At 74.8% G+C, this 17,204-nt stretch carries 16 protein-coding genes, 1 tRNA gene and 2 pseudogenes; all 19 read right to left on the bottom strand.

The window, feature by feature from the left end:
• Positions 1 to 58 precede the first annotated feature (58 nt).
• Entirely contained in the window at positions 59 to 199 is a 141-nt protein-coding gene (locus DMP17_RS29615) for a hypothetical protein (RefSeq protein ID WP_337831211.1), read from the bottom strand.
• A gap of 431 nt (positions 200 to 630) precedes the next feature.
• Positions 631 to 704: transfer RNA gene (locus DMP17_RS29610), tRNA-Pro, on the bottom strand.
• A gap of 27 nt (positions 705 to 731) precedes the next feature.
• Positions 732 to 1,439, bottom strand: coding sequence for a LuxR C-terminal-related transcriptional regulator (locus tag DMP17_RS29605; RefSeq protein WP_226356537.1), 708 nt, complete (start codon positions 1,437 to 1,439; stop codon positions 732 to 734).
• Positions 1,440 to 1,483: 44 nt separating this feature from the next.
• Positions 1,484 to 2,257 carry a DUF5995 family protein gene (locus tag DMP17_RS29600; protein ID WP_226356536.1) on the bottom strand — a complete coding sequence of 258 codons (774 nt, stop codon included), beginning with the start codon at positions 2,255 to 2,257 and terminating at the stop codon, positions 1,484 to 1,486.
• Positions 2,258 to 2,330: 73 nt separating this feature from the next.
• Positions 2,331 to 5,240 (bottom strand): helix-turn-helix transcriptional regulator, encoded by a 2,910-nt coding sequence (locus DMP17_RS29595; protein WP_337831210.1) that lies wholly within the window; start codon positions 5,238 to 5,240, stop codon positions 2,331 to 2,333.
• A 26-nt stretch (positions 5,241 to 5,266) separates the two neighbouring features.
• Positions 5,267 to 5,500 carry a hypothetical protein gene (locus tag DMP17_RS29590; RefSeq protein ID WP_226356534.1) on the bottom strand — a complete coding sequence of 78 codons (234 nt, stop codon included), beginning with the start codon at positions 5,498 to 5,500 and terminating at the stop codon, positions 5,267 to 5,269.
• Positions 5,501 to 5,559: 59 nt separating this feature from the next.
• On the bottom strand, positions 5,560 to 6,090 hold the full coding sequence (locus DMP17_RS29585) for a zinc-binding dehydrogenase (RefSeq protein ID WP_443217981.1): 531 nt from the start codon (positions 6,088 to 6,090) through the stop codon (positions 5,560 to 5,562).
• 214 nt (positions 6,091 to 6,304) lie between these two features.
• Positions 6,305 to 6,568, bottom strand: a pseudogene (locus tag DMP17_RS46495) (alcohol dehydrogenase catalytic domain-containing protein); the annotation flags it as partial.
• Positions 6,568 to 7,980: a ribosome biogenesis GTPase Der gene (gene der / locus DMP17_RS29580; protein ID WP_226356727.1), complete on the bottom strand. Its 1,413-nt coding sequence runs from the start codon at positions 7,978 to 7,980 to the stop codon at positions 6,568 to 6,570. The pseudogene DMP17_RS46495 and the gene der, both read right to left, overlap by 1 nt.
• Positions 7,981 to 8,030: 50 nt before the next feature.
• Positions 8,031 to 8,714: a lysophospholipid acyltransferase family protein gene (locus DMP17_RS29575; protein WP_226356532.1), complete on the bottom strand. Its 684-nt coding sequence runs from the start codon at positions 8,712 to 8,714 to the stop codon at positions 8,031 to 8,033.
• On the bottom strand, positions 8,711 to 9,448 hold the full coding sequence (gene cmk / locus DMP17_RS29570) for a (d)CMP kinase (protein WP_226356531.1): 738 nt from the start codon (positions 9,446 to 9,448) through the stop codon (positions 8,711 to 8,713). Before cmk ends, DMP17_RS29575 begins: the two co-directional genes overlap by 4 nt.
• Before the next feature lie 39 nt (positions 9,449 to 9,487).
• Positions 9,488 to 9,850 carry a chorismate mutase gene (gene aroH / locus DMP17_RS29565; RefSeq protein WP_020622138.1) on the bottom strand — a complete coding sequence of 121 codons (363 nt, stop codon included), beginning with the start codon at positions 9,848 to 9,850 and terminating at the stop codon, positions 9,488 to 9,490.
• Positions 9,850 to 10,611: a pseudouridine synthase gene (locus DMP17_RS29560; RefSeq protein ID WP_226356530.1), complete on the bottom strand. Its 762-nt coding sequence runs from the start codon at positions 10,609 to 10,611 to the stop codon at positions 9,850 to 9,852. The genes aroH and DMP17_RS29560 overlap by 1 nt, the downstream gene beginning before the upstream one ends.
• A 5-nt stretch (positions 10,612 to 10,616) precedes the next feature.
• Positions 10,617 to 12,164 (bottom strand): SMC-Scp complex subunit ScpB, encoded by a 1,548-nt coding sequence (gene scpB / locus DMP17_RS46490; protein ID WP_443217919.1) that lies wholly within the window; start codon positions 12,162 to 12,164, stop codon positions 10,617 to 10,619.
• Between the two features lie 367 nt (positions 12,165 to 12,531).
• Positions 12,532 to 13,395: pseudogene (locus tag DMP17_RS29550) on the bottom strand (segregation and condensation protein A); the annotation flags it as partial.
• A gap of 2 nt (positions 13,396 to 13,397) precedes the next feature.
• Positions 13,398 to 14,291: a ParA family protein gene (locus tag DMP17_RS29545; RefSeq protein WP_226356529.1), complete on the bottom strand. Its 894-nt coding sequence runs from the start codon at positions 14,289 to 14,291 to the stop codon at positions 13,398 to 13,400.
• Between the two features lie 190 nt (positions 14,292 to 14,481).
• Positions 14,482 to 15,153 (bottom strand): DUF4097 family beta strand repeat-containing protein, encoded by a 672-nt coding sequence (locus DMP17_RS29540; RefSeq protein WP_226356528.1) that lies wholly within the window; start codon positions 15,151 to 15,153, stop codon positions 14,482 to 14,484.
• 70 nt (positions 15,154 to 15,223) lie between these two features.
• Positions 15,224 to 16,138, bottom strand: coding sequence for a site-specific tyrosine recombinase XerD (locus DMP17_RS29535; protein WP_443217980.1), 915 nt, complete (start codon positions 16,136 to 16,138; stop codon positions 15,224 to 15,226).
• An 11-nt stretch (positions 16,139 to 16,149) separates the two neighbouring features.
• Positions 16,150 to 17,142, bottom strand: coding sequence for an LLM class F420-dependent oxidoreductase (locus DMP17_RS29530; RefSeq protein WP_337831207.1), 993 nt, complete (start codon positions 17,140 to 17,142; stop codon positions 16,150 to 16,152).
• Between the last annotated feature and the right edge of the window lie 62 nt (positions 17,143 to 17,204).

Below are 17,204 nucleotides of genomic sequence, written 5' to 3'. Positions count from 1 at the left end.
CACAACCGCCCTCATCACCGGGTCGACCTGGTGATGAGGGCGGTTGTGCGGTCCGGCTCTACTCGATTGTGCGGTCCCGGGCTGCCAGCGCCAGACGCCACAGCGCTGTCGCGATAGCCCGTCGATCCCTCAGCCCGCAGACAGCGAGCGCGATCCAGAACAGTGCAGCCCCGTCGATCGTGATCGTGACGGAACCCATGAGCCCACCTCCGTGAGTCCATGCAGGTCGTCTCGCCGAGAGGGGTGGGCCACGCTCAACGAGCGACCGTGTACTCCGCTGCTCCTGCGTCTGAGTGGGCCCAGGGGTGAGGCGTCGGACGACGCCCAAGGCACAGCGGCGATCAGCTTGCTCAACGCTCCCCAGCGGAGACGTAGCGCTGATGCTAGGGGAAAGCCGTCGCAAACGTTCGGAGGTTCCCGCAACTGTGCGCAAGAGTCGGCCCCGGGTGTACTTCGGCTCCCCATGCCGTTAGTCACTCACTTAGTCACTCACCCGGCGCCATGCGCCCAACGCCCGCGACGACGGCGAGACGCGACAGCATCGACCTAAGGCCTTGCCCGAACGAGAATCAGCAGGTCACACGAGTAAAGGCCGGTACCCGATGCTCTCGGATACCGGCCTCCGGCCTGTCGGGACGACAGGATTTGAACCTGCGACCCCTTGACCCCCAGTCAAGTGCGCTACCAAGCTGCGCCACGTCCCGGCCACCCCTCGCGGGGCACGTAGAACCTTACCGTACCCACGGCAGCACCCCACCGGGGGTGTCGTCCGTGGCGTCGACGCTGCGCACGAGCGCGACGGCCTCCAGCTGCGACCCGACGTCGAGCTTCGCGAGCACCGCCCTGACCTGCGTGCGGACCGTCGGGAGCGACACGACGAAGTGCTCGGCGATGGCGTGCGCCCGCACCCCACCGGCGAGCAGTTCGAGGACCTCCCGCTCGCGGCGGGTCAGGGTCGCGATGCGTCCGCGGACGGCGCGCTGACGGCGGTCCCACTCGACGTAGCGCTGCACGAGCTCGTCGCGGTGGGAGGCGTGCAGCAGCGACCGCCCGACGCGGGCCTCCCGGATCGCGACGACCAGTGCGGGCATCGAGGCCGTCTTCGACACCCAGGTGAAGCCGCCCTGGTGCAGGGCCGCGCCGATGCGGGTGGGGCTGGAGCTGCCCGAGAGCACGAGAACCCGCCACCCTTGGGCGCGCAGCCCCGGGATGAGCGGGATGGTGTCGATCCGGCGGCCCTCGGCGTCGCGGCCGAGATCGAGGTCGAGGACCAGCAGTCCGGGCTCGACCCCGGCGATCGCGCGGTGCACGTCGACGTGCGAGTGGGCGGGGCGGAACGAGGCCGGTTCGCCCTCGGCGCGCAGGGCCAGCGCCAGCGACGACCCGACGAGCTCGTGGTCGTCGATGATCAGCACCGTCCCGAGCGGCGCGACCGCCACCGGCCGGGGGTGTGACACCCGCCCGCCCCCCACTCGGGCGGGTGTCACGTCAGGGCTCCCAGCGTGAGCAGGCCACGCCCCAGGAGCGCGGTCCGGCGGTCGAGCGCCGCGACCTCGTTCTCGTACTCCATCGGCCGCGAGCGGAGCTCCCACAGCTCGAGGGCCTGCCGCCAGGCGACGTCGCGGGCCAGCACCACCGGCACGTCGGCGACGCAGCCGAGCAGCTGCTCGGACAGCGAGATCTCGCCGGGCTCCTTCCGGTCGAAGCCGTCGAGCAGGCGGACCATGTGCAGGGAGAACACGTCGTTCACGGCCCGGTAGTCGGCCCGCTCGGCCGGGCCGGGGGTACTGCGCCCGAGGACCGTGCAGGTACGCACGACCGCGGGCGCCAGATCGAAGTTGACGTGCGCGTTCACCCCGACCACCGCGTACTCCGCCGGGGAGATCCGCTCGTGGTGGCGGCGCTCCAGCAGCACCCCCCAGGACCGCGGCGGGGTCCCCCCGGTCGCCTCGGCGTGCAGGGCCCGGAAGTAGCGGCGGGCGAACTCGACGTCGAGCCGGACCAGGAAGTCCCGGTCGGCGAACAGGTCGTCGTCGAGCTGGTCACGGATGCCGCGGGTGATGCGCAGGTAGAGCCGGTTGAACGAGGCGACGCCGTCGCCGGGGCCGTACTCGCACTCGAGGATCTCCTGGAGGTGCTCCAGGTGCGCGACGACGCCGTCGATCGTCTCCGGTGGCGTCGCGAGCAGCGCAGCGACGCGCGCCCGGCCCGCCGGGGCCGTGCCCTCACCGGAGGGCGTCTCGATGGTGGCCGTCATCGTTGCCTCCGTGTCGCTCGATCCGGTGATCAGCCTGGTCGAGCGGGCCCGGCGAAGGTATAGGGCGAATGACCTAGATATCGGTGCGGTGCTCGCGGAGGACCGCCGCGGCGCTGGTGCGGTTGGTGACGTCGAGCTTGGCGAAGACCGAGGCGAGGTGGGCGCCGACCGTCTTCGGGGTGATGAACAGCCGGGCCGCGATCTGCTTGTTGGTGGCGCCGTCGGCGAGGACCTCCAGCACCTCCCGCTCCCGGTCGGTGAGCCGGGCCAGCGGGCCGTCCACGGCGACCGGGGCATGACCGTCCGTCGCGACCGCGGCGAGCTCGGGCACCTCGATCCGGGCCCGGTGGGCGACCTCGGCGATCTCGGTGAGCAGCGGACCGGCCCGCAGGCCCGCGGCGAGCTCGGCGGCGCGGCGCAGGTCCGCGGTGCCGTCCTCGGTGCGCCGGCCCGCCAGCAGCGCCTCGGCGCTGCGCAGCCGGGCGTAGGAGCCCGGGTAGGGCTGGCCGAGGCCGTCGAGCAGGTCGGCGACGCCCCGCCAGGTGCCCGGGTCGGACCCGGCGGTGATCCGGGCGTCCTCGGCGGAGCACATGGCCTCGTAGCTTGCGATCACCCCGCGCAGCGCGGGGGCGGAGCGGTCCCCGCGGTCGACGAGGTCGCGCCGGTGGCGGCGCAGCCGTCGCAGCCCGCTGGCGTCGGGGGGACGTCCGGCGAGGACGGCCTGGGCGTGCGCGCGGGCACCGTGCCAGAGCAGCGGCGCGACCGCGAAGACGTCGTCGATGCCGGACTCGACGACGTCGAGCCCCTTCCCGACGTGGGCGAACGCCAGCTCCGGGTTGCCCCGCCACATCTCCAGCCCGGCCCGCAGGATCAGCAGCGGCAGCCGCTGCTTGGGCAGGCCCGTCGACCCGGCGACGAGCTCGGCCGCGGTGAGGTCGACGTCGGACCCGTCGAGGTCGCCGCGGCCCATCCGCAGCCGGGCGCGGGCCAGGCGCAGCTCCAGCATCTGCGCCCCGGACGGGGCGGCCGACCACGCCGTCGCCACCTCCCGCTCGGCCTCGTCCCAGGCACCGGCGCGGAACATCCCGTTCGCTGCCACCACCCGCAGCGACACCGACGCGGTCCGGCCCAGCCCCAGCCCGGCCATCCGCTCGGCGCCCGCCCGGGCCGCGGCGACGCCGTCGTCGAGGGCGTTGAGCGGGCCGGTCAGCAGCTCCGCGCGCCGGGCCAGGCACTCCCCCAGCGTCTCCGGGTCGCCGTCGGCCTCGGCGACGGCGACGGCCTCGGTCAGCGCGTCGAGCCCGGCGGCGCCGTCGCGGGAGTGCGCGGCACCGAACCCGAGCGTCGCCAGCACCGACGCCAGTGCCCGCGGCTCCCCCACCCGGCGCGCCGCGACCAGCGCGTCCTCGGCGACGGCGCGGGCACCGGCGTAGTCGGCCCGGTCGAGCAGCGCGGCCGCGTACCCGGCGAGGACCTCGGCGCGGGCGGCGACGGCGGTGTCGGCCGGGTCGTCGCCGGCGGGCAGGGTGGCGACGGCGCGCCGGTAGGCCTCCTCGGCCTCGGCCAGCTGGCCCGCCGCGCCGAGGTAGCGCCCGAGCCGGGAACGCAGCACCGCCTGCTCCGTGCCGGGGGGCGCGTCGGGCTCGCCGAGCCGTTCGGCGAGCAGCGCCACGGCCGAGCCGTGGTCGCCCGCCAGGGCCGCCGCGGACGCGGCCTGCTCCAGGTAGCGGCTGCGGTCGCGGACGGCGTCGGGGACCGGCAGCGTCGCCGCGCGCAGCCAGTGCCGGTGCGCCTCGGCGTAGCCGCGCAGCCGTTCGGCCTCCTGCGCGGCGTCGAGGGTCGCCTCCAGCGCCTCGTCCGGGCGCCCGGCGAGCTGCCAGTGGTGCGCGAGGCGGGCCGCCGACCCGGGGACACGATGGCCGCCGTGCAGCGCGGTGGCGTAGCGGCCGTGCAGCTCGACCCGCTCGGCGGGGAGCAGGTCCGCGGAGACGACCTCGGTCATCAGGCCGTGCCGCAGCGTGTAGCCGTCGGCACCGGCGACGACGACGAACCCGGCGTCGGCCGCCTCCCGCACGGCCGCGGCCAGCTCCGGCCCGTCGACGTCGACGACGGCGGCCAGCAGCGTGTGCTCGACCTCCCCGACCCCGGCCGCCACGGCCCGCACGACCTCCACCGCCCCCGTCGACAGCCCGGCGGCGCCCGCGCGCACCAGCTCGCGGACGGTCTGCGGCACGCCGCGCGGGTCCCCGTCGAGCACGGCACGGACGGTCTCGCGGGCCAAGAACACGTTCCCGCCGGAGTGCCGCCACACCAGGTCCTCGACGTCGTGGCGCTCCGGTGCCCACTGCGCGACCAGCTCGGCCAGCTCGTGCCGGGGCAGCGGCTCCACCCGGGCGAAGCGCACGCCGCGGTGCCGGCGCAGCTCCCCGGTGAGCCCGAGCAGGTCGATCGGGACGCCACCGGCCGGGTCGTCGCGGTAGGTGCCGACCAGCAGCACCGGCGACGACGACAGCGCCGCCAGCAGGTAGGCGAACAGGTCGCGGGTGGAGCGGTCGGCGCGGTGCAGGTCGTCGACGACGAGCACCACCGGTGCCCGGCGGGCCGCCCGCTCGACGACGGCGGCCAGCTCGCCCAGCATCTCGACCCGCCCGGCCGGCCCGTCGGCGCGGTCCAGCCGGGACAGCGCGGCCGCGCACTCCCGGCCCAGCGCGCCGCGGGTGCGGGACTGCTCGCGCAGCGCGGACACGACCGGCCAGAACGGCGGGGCGTCGGCGATGTCCAACGCGCGGCCGGACAGCACGACCGCGCCGCCGCTCGTCGCGGTGCGGCCGAACTCCGACACCAGCCGGGTCTTGCCGACCCCCGCGTCGCCGCCGAGGAGCACGGCCGAGGCCCCGCCGGCGACGGCGTCACGCAGCGCGTCGGCGAGCAGGTCCAGCTCCGCGACTCGGCCGTGGAACACCTCGGCCGGGGTCTCCCTCACGCCCGGCCACGATAGTGACGGTGTCGTCACCGTTCCAGGGGTCCCGCGGCGACGGTGCGCCGGGCGAGCAGGATCGACAGCCAGGCGTGGATGCGGGCGTCGGGTTCGCAGCCCCGGCCGTCCCACGGGTGCAGTAGGTCGGCGTACCAGGAGGCCTCGGTGCGGGCGTCGTCGACGAGCTCGTCGCCGCCGCACAGGGCCAGCGCCATCTCGCAGGCGGCGCGCACACGCCACACCCAGAGCCGCTCGAACACCGTCACCTCGACACCGTCACGCCCGGGCACTCGTCGGGGCGGCGCCGGTGGTTACAGACGCGGCGTCACGATCCGGCGACCTCGATCACGACCTTGCCGACGGCCCCGCCGGAGCGCAGGTGCGCGACGGCGCCGGGGGCGTCGTCCAGCGACACGACCCGGTCGACGGTGGCACGCACCCGGCCGTCGCCGACCAGGCCGAGGACCGGCGTCAGCGCGGCGGCGACGGCGGCCCGCTCGTCGGCGGTGCGGACGCTGAAGGTGGTGCCGATCAGGCGGAGCCTGCGGAAGGACAGGGTGTTCAGGTCCAGTGTCGCCGTCGGCCCGGCGAGCCGGCCGATCTGCACGACGGTCCCGCCGATCCGCACGGCGGGCAGGGCGGCGGCCAGGTGGTCGCCGCCGACGAGGTCCAGCACGACGTCGACGGGCCTGTCGAGGTCGCCCAGCGCGTCGACCCCGACGAGCGGGACCGCCCCGGCGTCGATGAGCGCGGCGCGCTTGGCGGGCGAGGTCGTCGTCGCGAGGACCGGCGAGGCGCCCAGCGCGGCGGCGAGCCGGATCGCGACCTGGCCGACCCCGGTGCTGCCCCCGAGCACGAGGACGGCGCCGCCGTCGGCGCCGAACCCGGCCTGGGTGACCAGCGCGTCGTGCGCGGTCTCCAGCGCGACCGGCAGCGCGGCGGCGTCGGTCCAGGTCAGCCCGGACGGGACGGGCAGTGCGCGGCGGGCGTCGACGACGGCGTACTCGGCGAACGCGGCGGGCGTCGACGACGGCGTACTCGGCGAACGCGGCGGGCGCGGACGCGAACACCGGGTCCCCCGGCCCGCGGCCCGGGGCGCCGGTGACGCCCGGACCGGCGGCGACGACCTCACCGGCGAGCTCCATGCCCGCGGTGAAGGAACCGTCGTCGTCGGCGTGCGGGACGGGATAGCCGCCACCCAGCGCGAGCAGGTCGGCCCGGTTCACCCCGGCCGCCCGGACCCGCACGAGCAGCTCCCCCGGGCCCGGGACCGGGGTGTCGATCTCGTCGACCTCCCAGGTCCGGGCACCGGGACGGCCGCGCAGGGCCCGCATCACTTCTTCCGGGAGCGCTTCTCGCGGACCCGGACCGAGACGCGGATCGGCGTGCCGCCGAACCCGAACTCCTCGCGCAGCCGGCGCTCGACGAAGCGCCGGTAGCCCGCCTCGAGGAAGCCGCTGGTGAACAGCACGAACGTCGGCGGGCGGGTCTGCGCCTGCGTCGCGAACATGATCTTCGGCTGCTTGCCGCCGCGGACCGGCGGCGGGGTCGCGGCGACGAGGTCGTTGAGCCACTGGTTGAGCCGCCCGGTCGGCACCCGGGTGTCCCAGGACTCCAGCGCGCGGTTCAGCGCGGGCGCGATCCGCTGGGTCGACCGCCCGGTCAGCGCGGAGACGTTGACCCGCTCCGCCCAGCGCACGCTGATCAGGTCGCGCTCCAGCTCACGGGTGAGCTGGTGGCGGCGCTCCTCGTCGACCTTGTCCCACTTGTTGAACAGGATGACCAGGGCGCGCCCGGACTCCACCACCATCGTCAGGACCCGCTGGTCCTGCTCGGCGATCGGCTCGGAGGCGTCGATCAGCACCAGTGCGACCTCGGCGGACTCGATCGCGGAGCTGGTCCGCAGCGAGGCGTAGTACTCCATGCCCGAGGCCATCTTGACCCGCTTGCGCAGGCCGGCGGTGTCGACGAAACGGAACACCTGGCCGTCGAGCTCGACGAGGGAGTCGACCGGGTCGACGGTGGTGCCCGCGACGTCGTGGACGACCGACCGCTCCTCGCCCGCCAGCTTGTTCAGCAGGCTGGACTTGCCGACGTTCGGCTTACCGACGAGCGCGACGCGGCGCGGGCCGCCCCCGGAGGCACCGAAGTCGTCGCGCGGGGTCTCGGGGAGGATCTCCAGGATCGCGTCGAGCAGGTCACCGGAGCCGCGGCCGTGCAGGCCGGACACCGGGTGCGGCTCGCCGAGCCCGAGCCGCCACAGGTCGGCGGTGTCGGAGGTGAGCCGGTCGTCGTCGACCTTGGTGGCGCACAGCATCACCGGCACGTCGGCGCGGCGCAGGACCCGCGCGACGGCCTGGTCGGTCGCGGTGGCGCCGACCGAGGCGTCGACGACGAGCAGCACCGCGTCGGCGATGCGCATCGCGGTCTCGGCCTGGCGGGCGACGAAGCCCTGCAGGCCGGCGGCGTCGGGCTCCCAGCCACCGGTGTCCATCAGCTTGAACCGGCGGCCGTTCCACAGCGCGTCGTAGACGACGCGGTCGCGGGTCACCCCCGGCACGTCCTGCACGACCGCCTCGCGGCGGCCCAGCATCCGGTTGACCAGGGTGGACTTGCCGACGTTCGGGCGGCCGACGACGGCCAGGGTCGGGGTCGCCAGGATCTCGTCGGGGTCGATCCCGGCGGTGACGACACCGTCCTCGTCGACGGCGACGAACTCGGTCGGGTCCAGCCCGAGCCGGTCCATCTCGGCCCGGTCGGCCGCGTCACCGATCTCGACGCCGCTGTTGTACTCGCTCACTGCTCTCTCACGTCCCCGGCCGCGTCGGGCCGTGTCACTTGCCTGTGTTCGTTGTCCAGTTCGCGGACCAGTGTCCGCAGGGCCTCCGTGACCTCGGTGGTCGCGGCGGCCAGGCCGTCCCGTCCCGGCGCCGTCGGCGCCGGCAGCGGGTCGCCGACCAGCACGTCCACCCGGGGGCGGAGGCGGCGGGCCGCACCCGCCGGGCGGTGCGTGCCGCGCACCGCCACCGGGAGCAGCGGCGCCGATGCCGAGCGGGCCAGCCAGGCCGCGCCCTGCCGGGCCGCGGTGATCTCGCCGGTGCCGCGGGTGCCCTCCGGGAAGACGGCGACCATGCCGCCGTCGCGCAGGACCTCCAGCAGGGTCGTCAGCGGCCGCCGGTCGACGACGTCACGCCGCACCGGCACCTGCCCCAACCACCGCAGCAGCGTCCCCACGATCCCGGAGAACATCTCCGCCTTCACCAGGAACACCACACGGCGCCCGAACATGCCGAACAGCAGAGGTCCGTCGACGAACGCGCTGTGGTTCGCGACGAGCACCACCGGACCGGTCGCCGGGATCCGCTCCCGGTGCCGGATCCGCACCCGGAAGAACGGGACCCACAGCCAGGTGCCGATCCAGCGGCCGAGGTCGTGCAGCCACCCGAGAGCGTGCTCCGGCAGCGCACGCGCCCGGCTCACCCGTCCAGCCCCCGCGCGGCGACGAGCTCGCGCAGCTTCGCCAGCACCGCGTCCGCCGACAGGTGGTCGGTGTCGAGCACCAGCGCGTCCGCCGCCGCGTAGAGCGGGGAGACCCGCCGCGACGAGTCGAGCCGGTCCCGACGTTCGACGTCGGCGAGGGTGACGTGCAGGTCGGCCTTGCGGCCCGCCTTCTCGTCTTGCCGCCCGCGCCGCGCCGCGCGGACCTCCGGCGACGCCGTCAGGTAGACCTTGAGCGGCGCGTCCGGCACCACCACGGTACCGATGTCGCGCCCCTCGACGACCATCCCGCCGCCGCTCTCGACGGCCGCGCGGATCAGGGCGTGCTGGCGGGCGACCATCTCGGCCCGGACCTGCGGCACCGCGGAGACGGCCGAGACGAACCCGGTCACCTCGGGGCCGCGGATCGGGCCGGAGACGTCCTCGCCGTCCAGGGTGATCGTCGGGGCGGCCGGGTCGGTGCCCGACTCCAGACGGGCCCCGACGGCGGCGCGGGCGATCTCGTCCTCCGCCGCCCCCTCGCCCAGGCCGGCGCGCAGCGCGGCCAGCGTCGCGGCGCGGTACATGGCACCGGTGTCCAGATAGGCCGCCGAGCAGGCCTGCGCCAGCCGTCGGGAGACGGTCGACTTGCCCGTCCCGGACGGACCGTCCATCGCGACGACGCCCCGCAAGGCCACCTTGTTCCCCCACCGTGTTCGAGTTGCTGCGTCCGGCATTGTCGCCGGTCGGCCCCCGCCACGACGGGGCGGGGTGTCCTACTGGGGCAGATCGGTGCGCAGCGCCCGCGCCCCGTGCAGGTAGACGTGCCGCATCGCCGAGCGCGGCTTCGGGGTGTCGACGTGGGCGAGCAGCCGCAGCACCCGCGGCAGCGCGCCGGGCACCGACATCTCGGTGGCGCACATCAGCGGCACGTCGGTCAGCCCGAGCAGCCGTGCCGCGTACGCCGGGAACTCGGCGGTGAGGTCCGGGGTGGCGGTGAACCAGATCGAGATGATGTCGTCGGACACCAGCTCGTTGCGCTCCAGCACCGCGGTGACCAGCTCGGCGGAGCGGTCGAGGATCTGCTGGCGGTCGTCGGCGTCGACCTGGGTCGCGCCCCGCAGGGCCCGTACGGCCATCAGAGACCCACCGCCTTGTAGAGGGAGCCCACCTCGACGCGGTCGAGGGGACGCAGCTTGCCGGGACGCTGGTTGCCCAGGGCCACGGTCCCGACGTGGGTCCGGACCAGGCGCTGCACCGGGTGGCCGACCTCGGCGAGCATCCGGCGCACGATGTGCTTGCGGCCCTCGTGCAGGACCAGTTCCACCGTGGCCCGGCCGGGGAGGGCGTCGACGAGCTTGAACGAGTCGACGCGGGCGAGGCCGTCCTCCAGCTCGATGCCGTCGCGCAGCCGTCGCCCGAGGTCGCGGGCGATCTTGCCCTCGATCTCGGCGAGGTAGGTCTTGGGCACCTCGTAGGACGGGTGCATCAGCCGGTGGCCGAGCTCGCCGTCGTTGGTGAGCAGCAGCAGCCCCTCGGTCTCGGCGTCGAGCCGGCCGACGTGGAACAGCCGCTGCGCGGTGTTCATGATCTCGACGCGGTCGGCGAGCAGGTCCCCGACGCAGGGCCGGCCCAGGTCGTCGGACATCGTGGAGTGCAGCCCGAACGGCTTGTTCAGCGCCAGGTAGACCTGGTCGTCGCGCAGGGTGACCCGGGCGCCGTCGACGTGGACGACCGCGGTGTCCGGGTCGATCCGGCGGCCCTGCTCGCGGACGGTCTCGCCGTCGACCTGCACGCGTCCCTGCGCGATGAGGTCCTCGGCCGCGCGCCGGGAGGCGACGCCCGCGCGGGCCAGCACCTTCTGGAGCCGGACGCCGTCGGGGTCGTGTGTGTTGCTCATGGTGCCTAGCTTTCCAGGTCGTCGATCGCGTCGATGTCGGGCAGCAGCGGTGCCAGCGGGGGCAGCTCGGCCACGGAGGAGATCCCGAGCCGTTCGAGGAACAGCTCGGTCGTCCGGAACAGTGTCCCCCCTGTGTGTTCCTCGGTGCCGGCCTCCTCCACCAGTCCCCGGGTGAGCAGGGTGCGGAGCACGCCGTCGCAGTTGACGCCGCGGACCGCGGAGACCCGTGCACGGGTGACCGGCTGGCGGTAGGCGACGACGGCGAGGGTCTCCAGCGCGGCCCGGGTCAGCCGGGCGCGCTGGCCGTCCATCAGCATCTTCTCGACGTAGGGGGCGTAGCGGTCGCGGGTGTAGAACCGCCAGCCCTCCCCCGCGCGGCGCAGGTCGATGCCGCGCCGGTCGGCGGTGTAGGCCAGCGACATCCGGTGCAGCGTCTGCCGGATCCGCGACGGCGTCTGGTGCAGCGCCGTGGCCAGGGACGGCTCGTCGACGGGGGCGTCGACGACGAGCAGCAGCGCCTCCAGGGCGTGCTCGAGCTCGGTGTCGTCGGCGAGCTCGTGGAACTCGGGCTCCTCGGGTTCCGGCTCGTCCTGGGTTCCGGGTTCCTCTGTTCCAGGTTCCTCCGCTGGGGGGTCCTCGGCTCGGGGGTCCTCGACTCCGCGGGCCTTCAGGCCGGCCGGGCCCTCCGGCTCGGCTGCGTTCTCCGCCTCGGCCACGTTCTCCGGCCCGACCGCGGCGCCGGTCGTTCCGGTCCTCCCGGCTGCCGCCGTGTCACCGGTCCCCGGCCCCGGAGGCTCGGTCGCCGGGTCGAGGTGGCCGGAGCCGCGCCCGCCGGGGCGCTCGGACCGGTCGTCCTGGGCGGCGAGCGTTGCGAATGCGTCGTCGCGAGCACCGTTTCGCAGCGCTCGATGGTCCGCCGACGTGTCGGCGGTCGCGGCATCGCCGACGGCGGGGTCTCCGATCCCATCGAGATGCACGTTTCCGCCCTCGGCAGGGCCGGAACGTGCGTCTCGATGGCCCGGGCGGGGCGCCACCGGTGTGGCGGTGGCGGGCTCGGGCTGCTCCGAGGTGTGCGGCTCGGTCGCCCCGGTGGCCGCCGACTCCGTGCGGGCCGGGTCGGCCGCCCCAGGCTCGGCGTCGGCTGCGGGACCGGCGTCGGCGGCGGGCTCGGCACCCGCAGAGGGCTCGGCGCCGGTATCGGTGTGATGCGCCCCGGCTCGATCAACAGCGACGCCGTCGGCAGCCGCGCGATCGGCAACGACGCCATCGGCAACGACGCCATCCGCCGCGGCGCCATCGCTGTCGGCCGACGGGTCCATGTCGTCGGCGGGCTCCGCGGTCCGGGCGAGCTCGGCGTCGGCGGTGGTCGCGTCCTCGTCGGCCGCCGCGGGCGGGCCCTGCGGCTCCGGGGCGGCTCGGTCCTCCGCGCCCGGCGCGACCTGCGGCGACGCGGTGGCGTGCGGGCTGCGCGGCACCGTGCGGCCGATCAGGCGCAGCAGCTCGGACGGGTCCTCCGGGTCGTCGGAGCCCGGCCGGTCGTCCGGCTCAGTCACCGGTGGTTCCGGTCCTCTCGTCGTCGGGGTCGGGATGGAGCACGTGCAGACCGTCGAGGTCCGCGTCCGGGCCGACCGGATCCAGGTCCGGGTCGTCCGGGCGGTCGAGGTCGGAGTCCGGACCGCCGAGGTCGTCGAGGTCCGCGTCCGGGTCGTCCAGGTCCGTATCCGGATCGTCCAGGTCGGTATCCGGGTCGTCCAGGTCCGCGTCCCGAGCCTCCTGCGCCGCTCCGGAATCGGAGTCGGGATCGGAGTCGGCGGCGGGATCGGAGTCGGCGGCGGGGTCAGGGGCGGAGCCGGGGCCGGACGCGACCGACTCGTCGACGCGGTTCCTCTTCCGGCGGCGCCGGTTGCGCGCCCGGACCGCCTCCTCGGCGGCGGCGGCCTCGTCCTCCAGCGCGGCGGCGTAGGCGACCGGGTCGTCCTCGCGGTCCGCGGTCCAGGTGACCGTCAGGTCGGCGAACGCCTCCGGCTGCTCCAGTGCCACCGAGCGCTCCCGGTACAGCTCCAGCAGCGCCATGAACCGGGCGATGACCTCCAGCGTCGCGACGCAGTCGGCGGTCAGGTCGGCGAAGGTGGCCGTCCCGGCGAGCGCGAGGCGCTCCCGCAGGATCGCCGCGTGCTCGGGCACCGACACGTGCACCGCGTGCAGGTGGTCGACGCCGACCTCGTCGGGCGGGCGGGGCCGGAACACCGCGGCGGCGAGCTCGGCGAAGGCCTGCGCGTCGACGCCGAGCAGCACCTCGGGCAGCAGGTCGGCGTAGCGGTCCTCGATCGCGACCGAGCGCGGGAAGCGGCGCATCGCACCGTTCTCCAGCTCGACGAACAGCGCCGCGGCCTCCTTGTAGGCGCGGTACTGCAGCAGCCGGGCGAACAGCAGGTCACGGGCCTCGAGCAGGGCGAGGTCGTCCTCGTCGTCGACCTCGGCGCCGGGCACGAGCCGCGCGGCCTTCAGGTCCAGCAGGGTCGCCGCGACGACCAGGAACTCGGTGATCTCGTCGAGGTCGGCATCGTCGCCGAGGTCGGTGAGATGGGCGATGAAGTCGTCGGTGACCTTGTGCAGGGCCATCTCGGTGAGGTCGAGCTCGTGCTTGCCGATCAGCTGCAGCAGCAGGTCGAACGGGCCCTCGAAGTTGTACAGCCGGACGGTGAAGCGCCGGGTCCGCGGCGCGGCGACGTCGTTGTCGTCGAGACCGTCGCCCAGACCTTCGGGTGCACCGTCGGCGAGCAGCGTCACCGGGCGATGACCTCGCGGGCGAGCATCCGGTAGGCCTCCGCGGCGTACGACGTGGGCGCCCACGTCGTGATCGGCTCCCCGGCGACCGTGGTCTCCGGGAACTTGATCGTCCGGTTGATGACGGCGTCGAACACCTTGTCCCCGAACGCCTCCACCACGCGGTCGTGGACCTCACGGGTGTGCAGCGTGCGGGTGTCGAACATCGTCGGGAGCACGCCGAGCAGGCGCAGGTCCGGGTTGAGCCGCTCGGTGACCTTGTCGATGGTGTCCATCAGCAGCGCCACGCCGCGCAGCGAGAAGAACTCGCAGGCCAGCGGGATGAGGACCTCGTCGGCGCAGGCGAGCGCGTTGATCGTCAGCAGGCCCAGCGACGGCTGGCAGTCGATGAGGACGATGTCGTAGTCGGGCAGGAACCGCTTGAGGGCGCGGCCGAGTGCCTGCTCCCGGCCGACCTCGGTGACGAGCTGGACCTCGGCCGCCGACAGGTCGATGTTCGACGGCAGCAGGTCGAGGTTCTCGACGCCGGTGTCCTGGAGCACCTCGTCGGCCTCGACGCCGCGTTCCATCAGCAGGTTGTAGACGGTGGACTCCAGCTGGTGGGGCTGCACGCCGAGCCCCACCGACAGCGCGCCCTGCGGGTCGAAGTCGACGAGCAGGACCCTGCGGCCGTACTCGGCGAGCGCGGCCCCGAGGTTGATCGTCGACGTCGTCTTCCCGACGCCGCCCTTCTGGTTCGCCACCGCGATCACGCGCGCCGGGCCGTGCACCGACAGCGGCGCGGGCTCGGGAGCGCGCGCGCTGGTGGTCTGGGTGCCTCGCCCGTGATCCGGCGCCGGCTCGTCGCTCGGGTCGTCGAGCCTGCCCTGGGCCTCCGGCCGCGTCGGGTTCATGCGGTCTCCGGTCTCGTCGCGGGTACCGTGCCGGGTCTCGGGTCCCGGTCAGGGCCTGAGACCGCACTGCAGGAGATGTCCCCACGTGCGGCGACGTCCCCGTCGGGCCACGTCGCGGTATGGATTTCCAGGTCACCCTACCTGCGGGCGGGCGCCGTCCGGCCGACGGTGCGCCCCGGCGTGTCGCGCCTCAGCCGGCGGGCAGGACCGAGACCCCGCCCGCGCTGCTCTTCGCGGTGATCCGGTGGTCGGCACCGGGCTGGTCGGGGACCCCGACCTCGGTCGATCCGGCGGAGGTCTGGGCGTTCACCTCGTAGGCCGGACCCACCGGGACCCGGATCTCGATGCCGCCGGCGCTGGACTCCGCGGTCACGTCCGCGGCCGCCGCGGCGAAGGTCAGCTCGACCGCGCCGGCGCTGGACTTCGCCCGCACGTCGCCCGGTCCGGCACCGGTGACGCTGACCTCGCCCGCCGACGACGTCAGGTCCAGTGCCCCGGTCAGTCCCTGGACCTCGATGCCGCCCGCACGCAGGTCGACCAGCGCCGACGACGCGGCGGGCGCGGTCACCACGAGACCGGCCTGGCAGCGGTCGCTGCCCTGGTCCGGGCAGCGGACGGTGACCCGCAGGACGCCGCCGTCGACCTTCTGCTCGACCTGCGGGCGGGCGTCGCCGGTCCACCGCAGGTCCTGCTCGACCGACGCCTTCTCCCCCGCGACGAGGCGCAGCGCCCCGGCGTCGGAGTCGACCTCGACCCGGGTGACCGCCCCGTCGACGGGCTCGTTCACCGCCTGCTGCTGCTCCTGCCCGGCGGCGACACCACCGCATCCGGCCAGGAGGAGTCCCGCCACGACCGCCGTCACCCACGCTCCGTACCGCATGGGCCCCGGAACGTAGTCGTTCGTCGTCCCACGCCGAGCGCCGCCCCCGTGATCACCGCCGGGCGCGGGGGTGCGCGGTGGCGTAGACCTCGCGCAGCGTGTCGACGGTGACGTGGGTGTAGATCTGCGTGGTCGCGACGCTCGCGTGCCCGAGCAGCTCCTGCACCACCCGCACGTCGGCGCCGCCGGAGAGCAGGTGGGTGGCGAAGCAGTGCCGCAGGGTGTGCGGGGAGACCGCGGCGACGACGTCGCCGGGCAGCCCGGACGCCTCGGCGGCGGCGCGCAGGACGTGCCAGGCGCTCTGCCGGGACAGCCGGTTGCCGCGGGCGTTGAGCAGCAGCGCCGGGCTGCCCGTGCCCCGTCCGGCGAGGTCGGGCCGGGCCCGGACCCGGTAGGCGTCGACGGCGGCCAGCGCGGGGCGCCCGACCGGCACGATCCGCTGCTTGTTCCCCTTGCCGTGCAGCAGGATCGTCCGCGCGTCCGGGTCCAGGTCGTCGAGGTCGGCGCCGACGACCTCGGAGATCCGGGCGCCGGTGGAGTACAGCAGCTCCAGCAGGGCCCGGTCGCGCAGCCCGACCGGGCCGTCGGACACGCAGCCGGCGAGGAGCTGGTCGACCTGGTCGACCGACAGCGCGGACGGCAGCCGCGAGCCCAGTGCCGGCGGCGCCACACCGGCCGCGACGTCGGTCGGGGTGAGTCCCTCGTGCAGCGCGAACCGGTGCAGCCCGCGCACCGCGGCCAGCGCCCGCGCCGCCGAGGACGCGGCCAGTGGGCGCTCCCCCGTGCGCAGCGCCGTGACGAACGCGGCGACGTCGGCCTCGGCCACCTGGGTCAGCTCCGCGCGTCCCAGGTGGTCGAGGTGGTCGAGGTAGCGCCCGAGGTCGAGCCGGTAGGAGCGCAGGGTGTTCTGCGCCCGCCCCCGCTCGACGGCCAGGTGGTCCAGGTAGTCCTCGGCCACCCGGCGCACGGTAGGCACCGTCAGTCCCGCAGGGCCGGGACGACCTCGCGCTCGAACAGCTCGATGCCCGACCGGTCGTAGGCGGCCTCGGGGAAGTAGAAGATGCCGTAGCCCATGCCGACGGCCTGCAGCGCGGAGAGCTTCTCCACGATCTGCTCCGGGGTCCCGACACCGGGCATCCCGCGGAACGCACCCAGCGCGCGCTGGGCCTTCTCCGCACCGACGATCGGCTCCAGCCGGGCGACGAGCCGGGCGAGCCGCTCCTCCACCTCGGCCTCGGTGTGCCCGATCGCGACGTTGTAGTTGGCCGAGCGGACGATGGCGTCGTAGTCGGTGCCGACGTCGCGGCAGTGGTCGGCGAGCAGCGCCGACTTGTGCCGGAAGCCGTCGAGGGTGCCGTCGAAGTTGGTGTACTGCGCGTACTTCGCGGCGATCTTGAGGGTCACCTTCTCGCCGCCGCCGGCGATCCACAGCGGGATGCCGCCGTCCTGGAGCGGGCGGGGCGCGACGATGGCGTCGTCGACGGTGTAGTGCTTCCCGTGCAGGGTGGCCCGGCCCTCGCGCCAGGCCTGGGCGAAGATCTGCACGCCCTCGTCGAGCATGCCGAGCCGCTCGCCGGGCCGGGGGAAGCCGTAGCCGTAGGCGCGCCACTCGTGCTCGTACCAGCCGCCGCCGATGCCCATCTCGACGCGGCCCTTGGAGATGACGTCGGTGGTGGCGGCGACCTTCGCCAGGTACGCGGGGTTGCGGTAGGCCATGCAGGTGCACATCTGGCCCAGCCGCACCCGCTCGGTCGTCGCGGCGAAGGCGGCCATCAGGCTCCACGCCTCGTGGCAGGCCTCGTCGGTGGGCGCGGGGACGGTGTGGAAGTGGTCGTAGACCCAGACCGACTCCCAGACGTCGCCGCGGTCGGCGTGCTCGGCGAGGCCGCGCATCACGTCCCACTGGGCGGCGGGGTCGATGCCGACGAGGTCGAGACGCCAGCCCTGGGGCACGAAGAGTCCGAAACGCATGCGCCGAGCCTAGGACGGCCGTCGCGCGGTGGCCCGTAAGGGCAGTCTGCACAGTGGTCGGC

This window comes from Pseudonocardia sp. TMWB2A (assembly GCF_017312135.1).
This window is presented reverse-complemented; position numbering and strand designations above follow the sequence as displayed.

Excerpts from the sequence above, each read along its gene's own strand:
- DMP17_RS29615 (WP_337831211.1), bottom strand. The coding sequence starts at position 199 with ATGGGTTCCGTCACGATCACGATCGACGGGGCTGCACTGTTCTGGATC.
- DMP17_RS29600 (WP_226356536.1), bottom strand. The coding sequence starts at position 2,257 with ATGACGGCCACCATCGAGACGCCCTCCGGTGAGGGCACGGCCCCGGCG.
- der (WP_226356727.1), bottom strand. The coding sequence starts at position 7,980 with ATGGACCGGCTCGGGCTGGACCCGACCGAGTTCGTCGCCGTCGACGAG.
- cmk (WP_226356531.1), bottom strand. The coding sequence starts at position 9,448 with ATGCCGGACGCAGCAACTCGAACACGGTGGGGGAACAAGGTGGCCTTG.
- aroH (WP_020622138.1), bottom strand. The coding sequence starts at position 9,850 with ATGGCCGTACGGGCCCTGCGGGGCGCGACCCAGGTCGACGCCGACGAC.
- DMP17_RS29560 (WP_226356530.1), bottom strand. The coding sequence starts at position 10,611 with ATGAGCAACACACACGACCCCGACGGCGTCCGGCTCCAGAAGGTGCTG.
- DMP17_RS29545 (WP_226356529.1), bottom strand. The coding sequence starts at position 14,291 with ATGAACCCGACGCGGCCGGAGGCCCAGGGCAGGCTCGACGACCCGAGC.
- DMP17_RS29530 (WP_337831207.1), bottom strand. The coding sequence starts at position 17,142 with ATGCGTTTCGGACTCTTCGTGCCCCAGGGCTGGCGTCTCGACCTCGTC.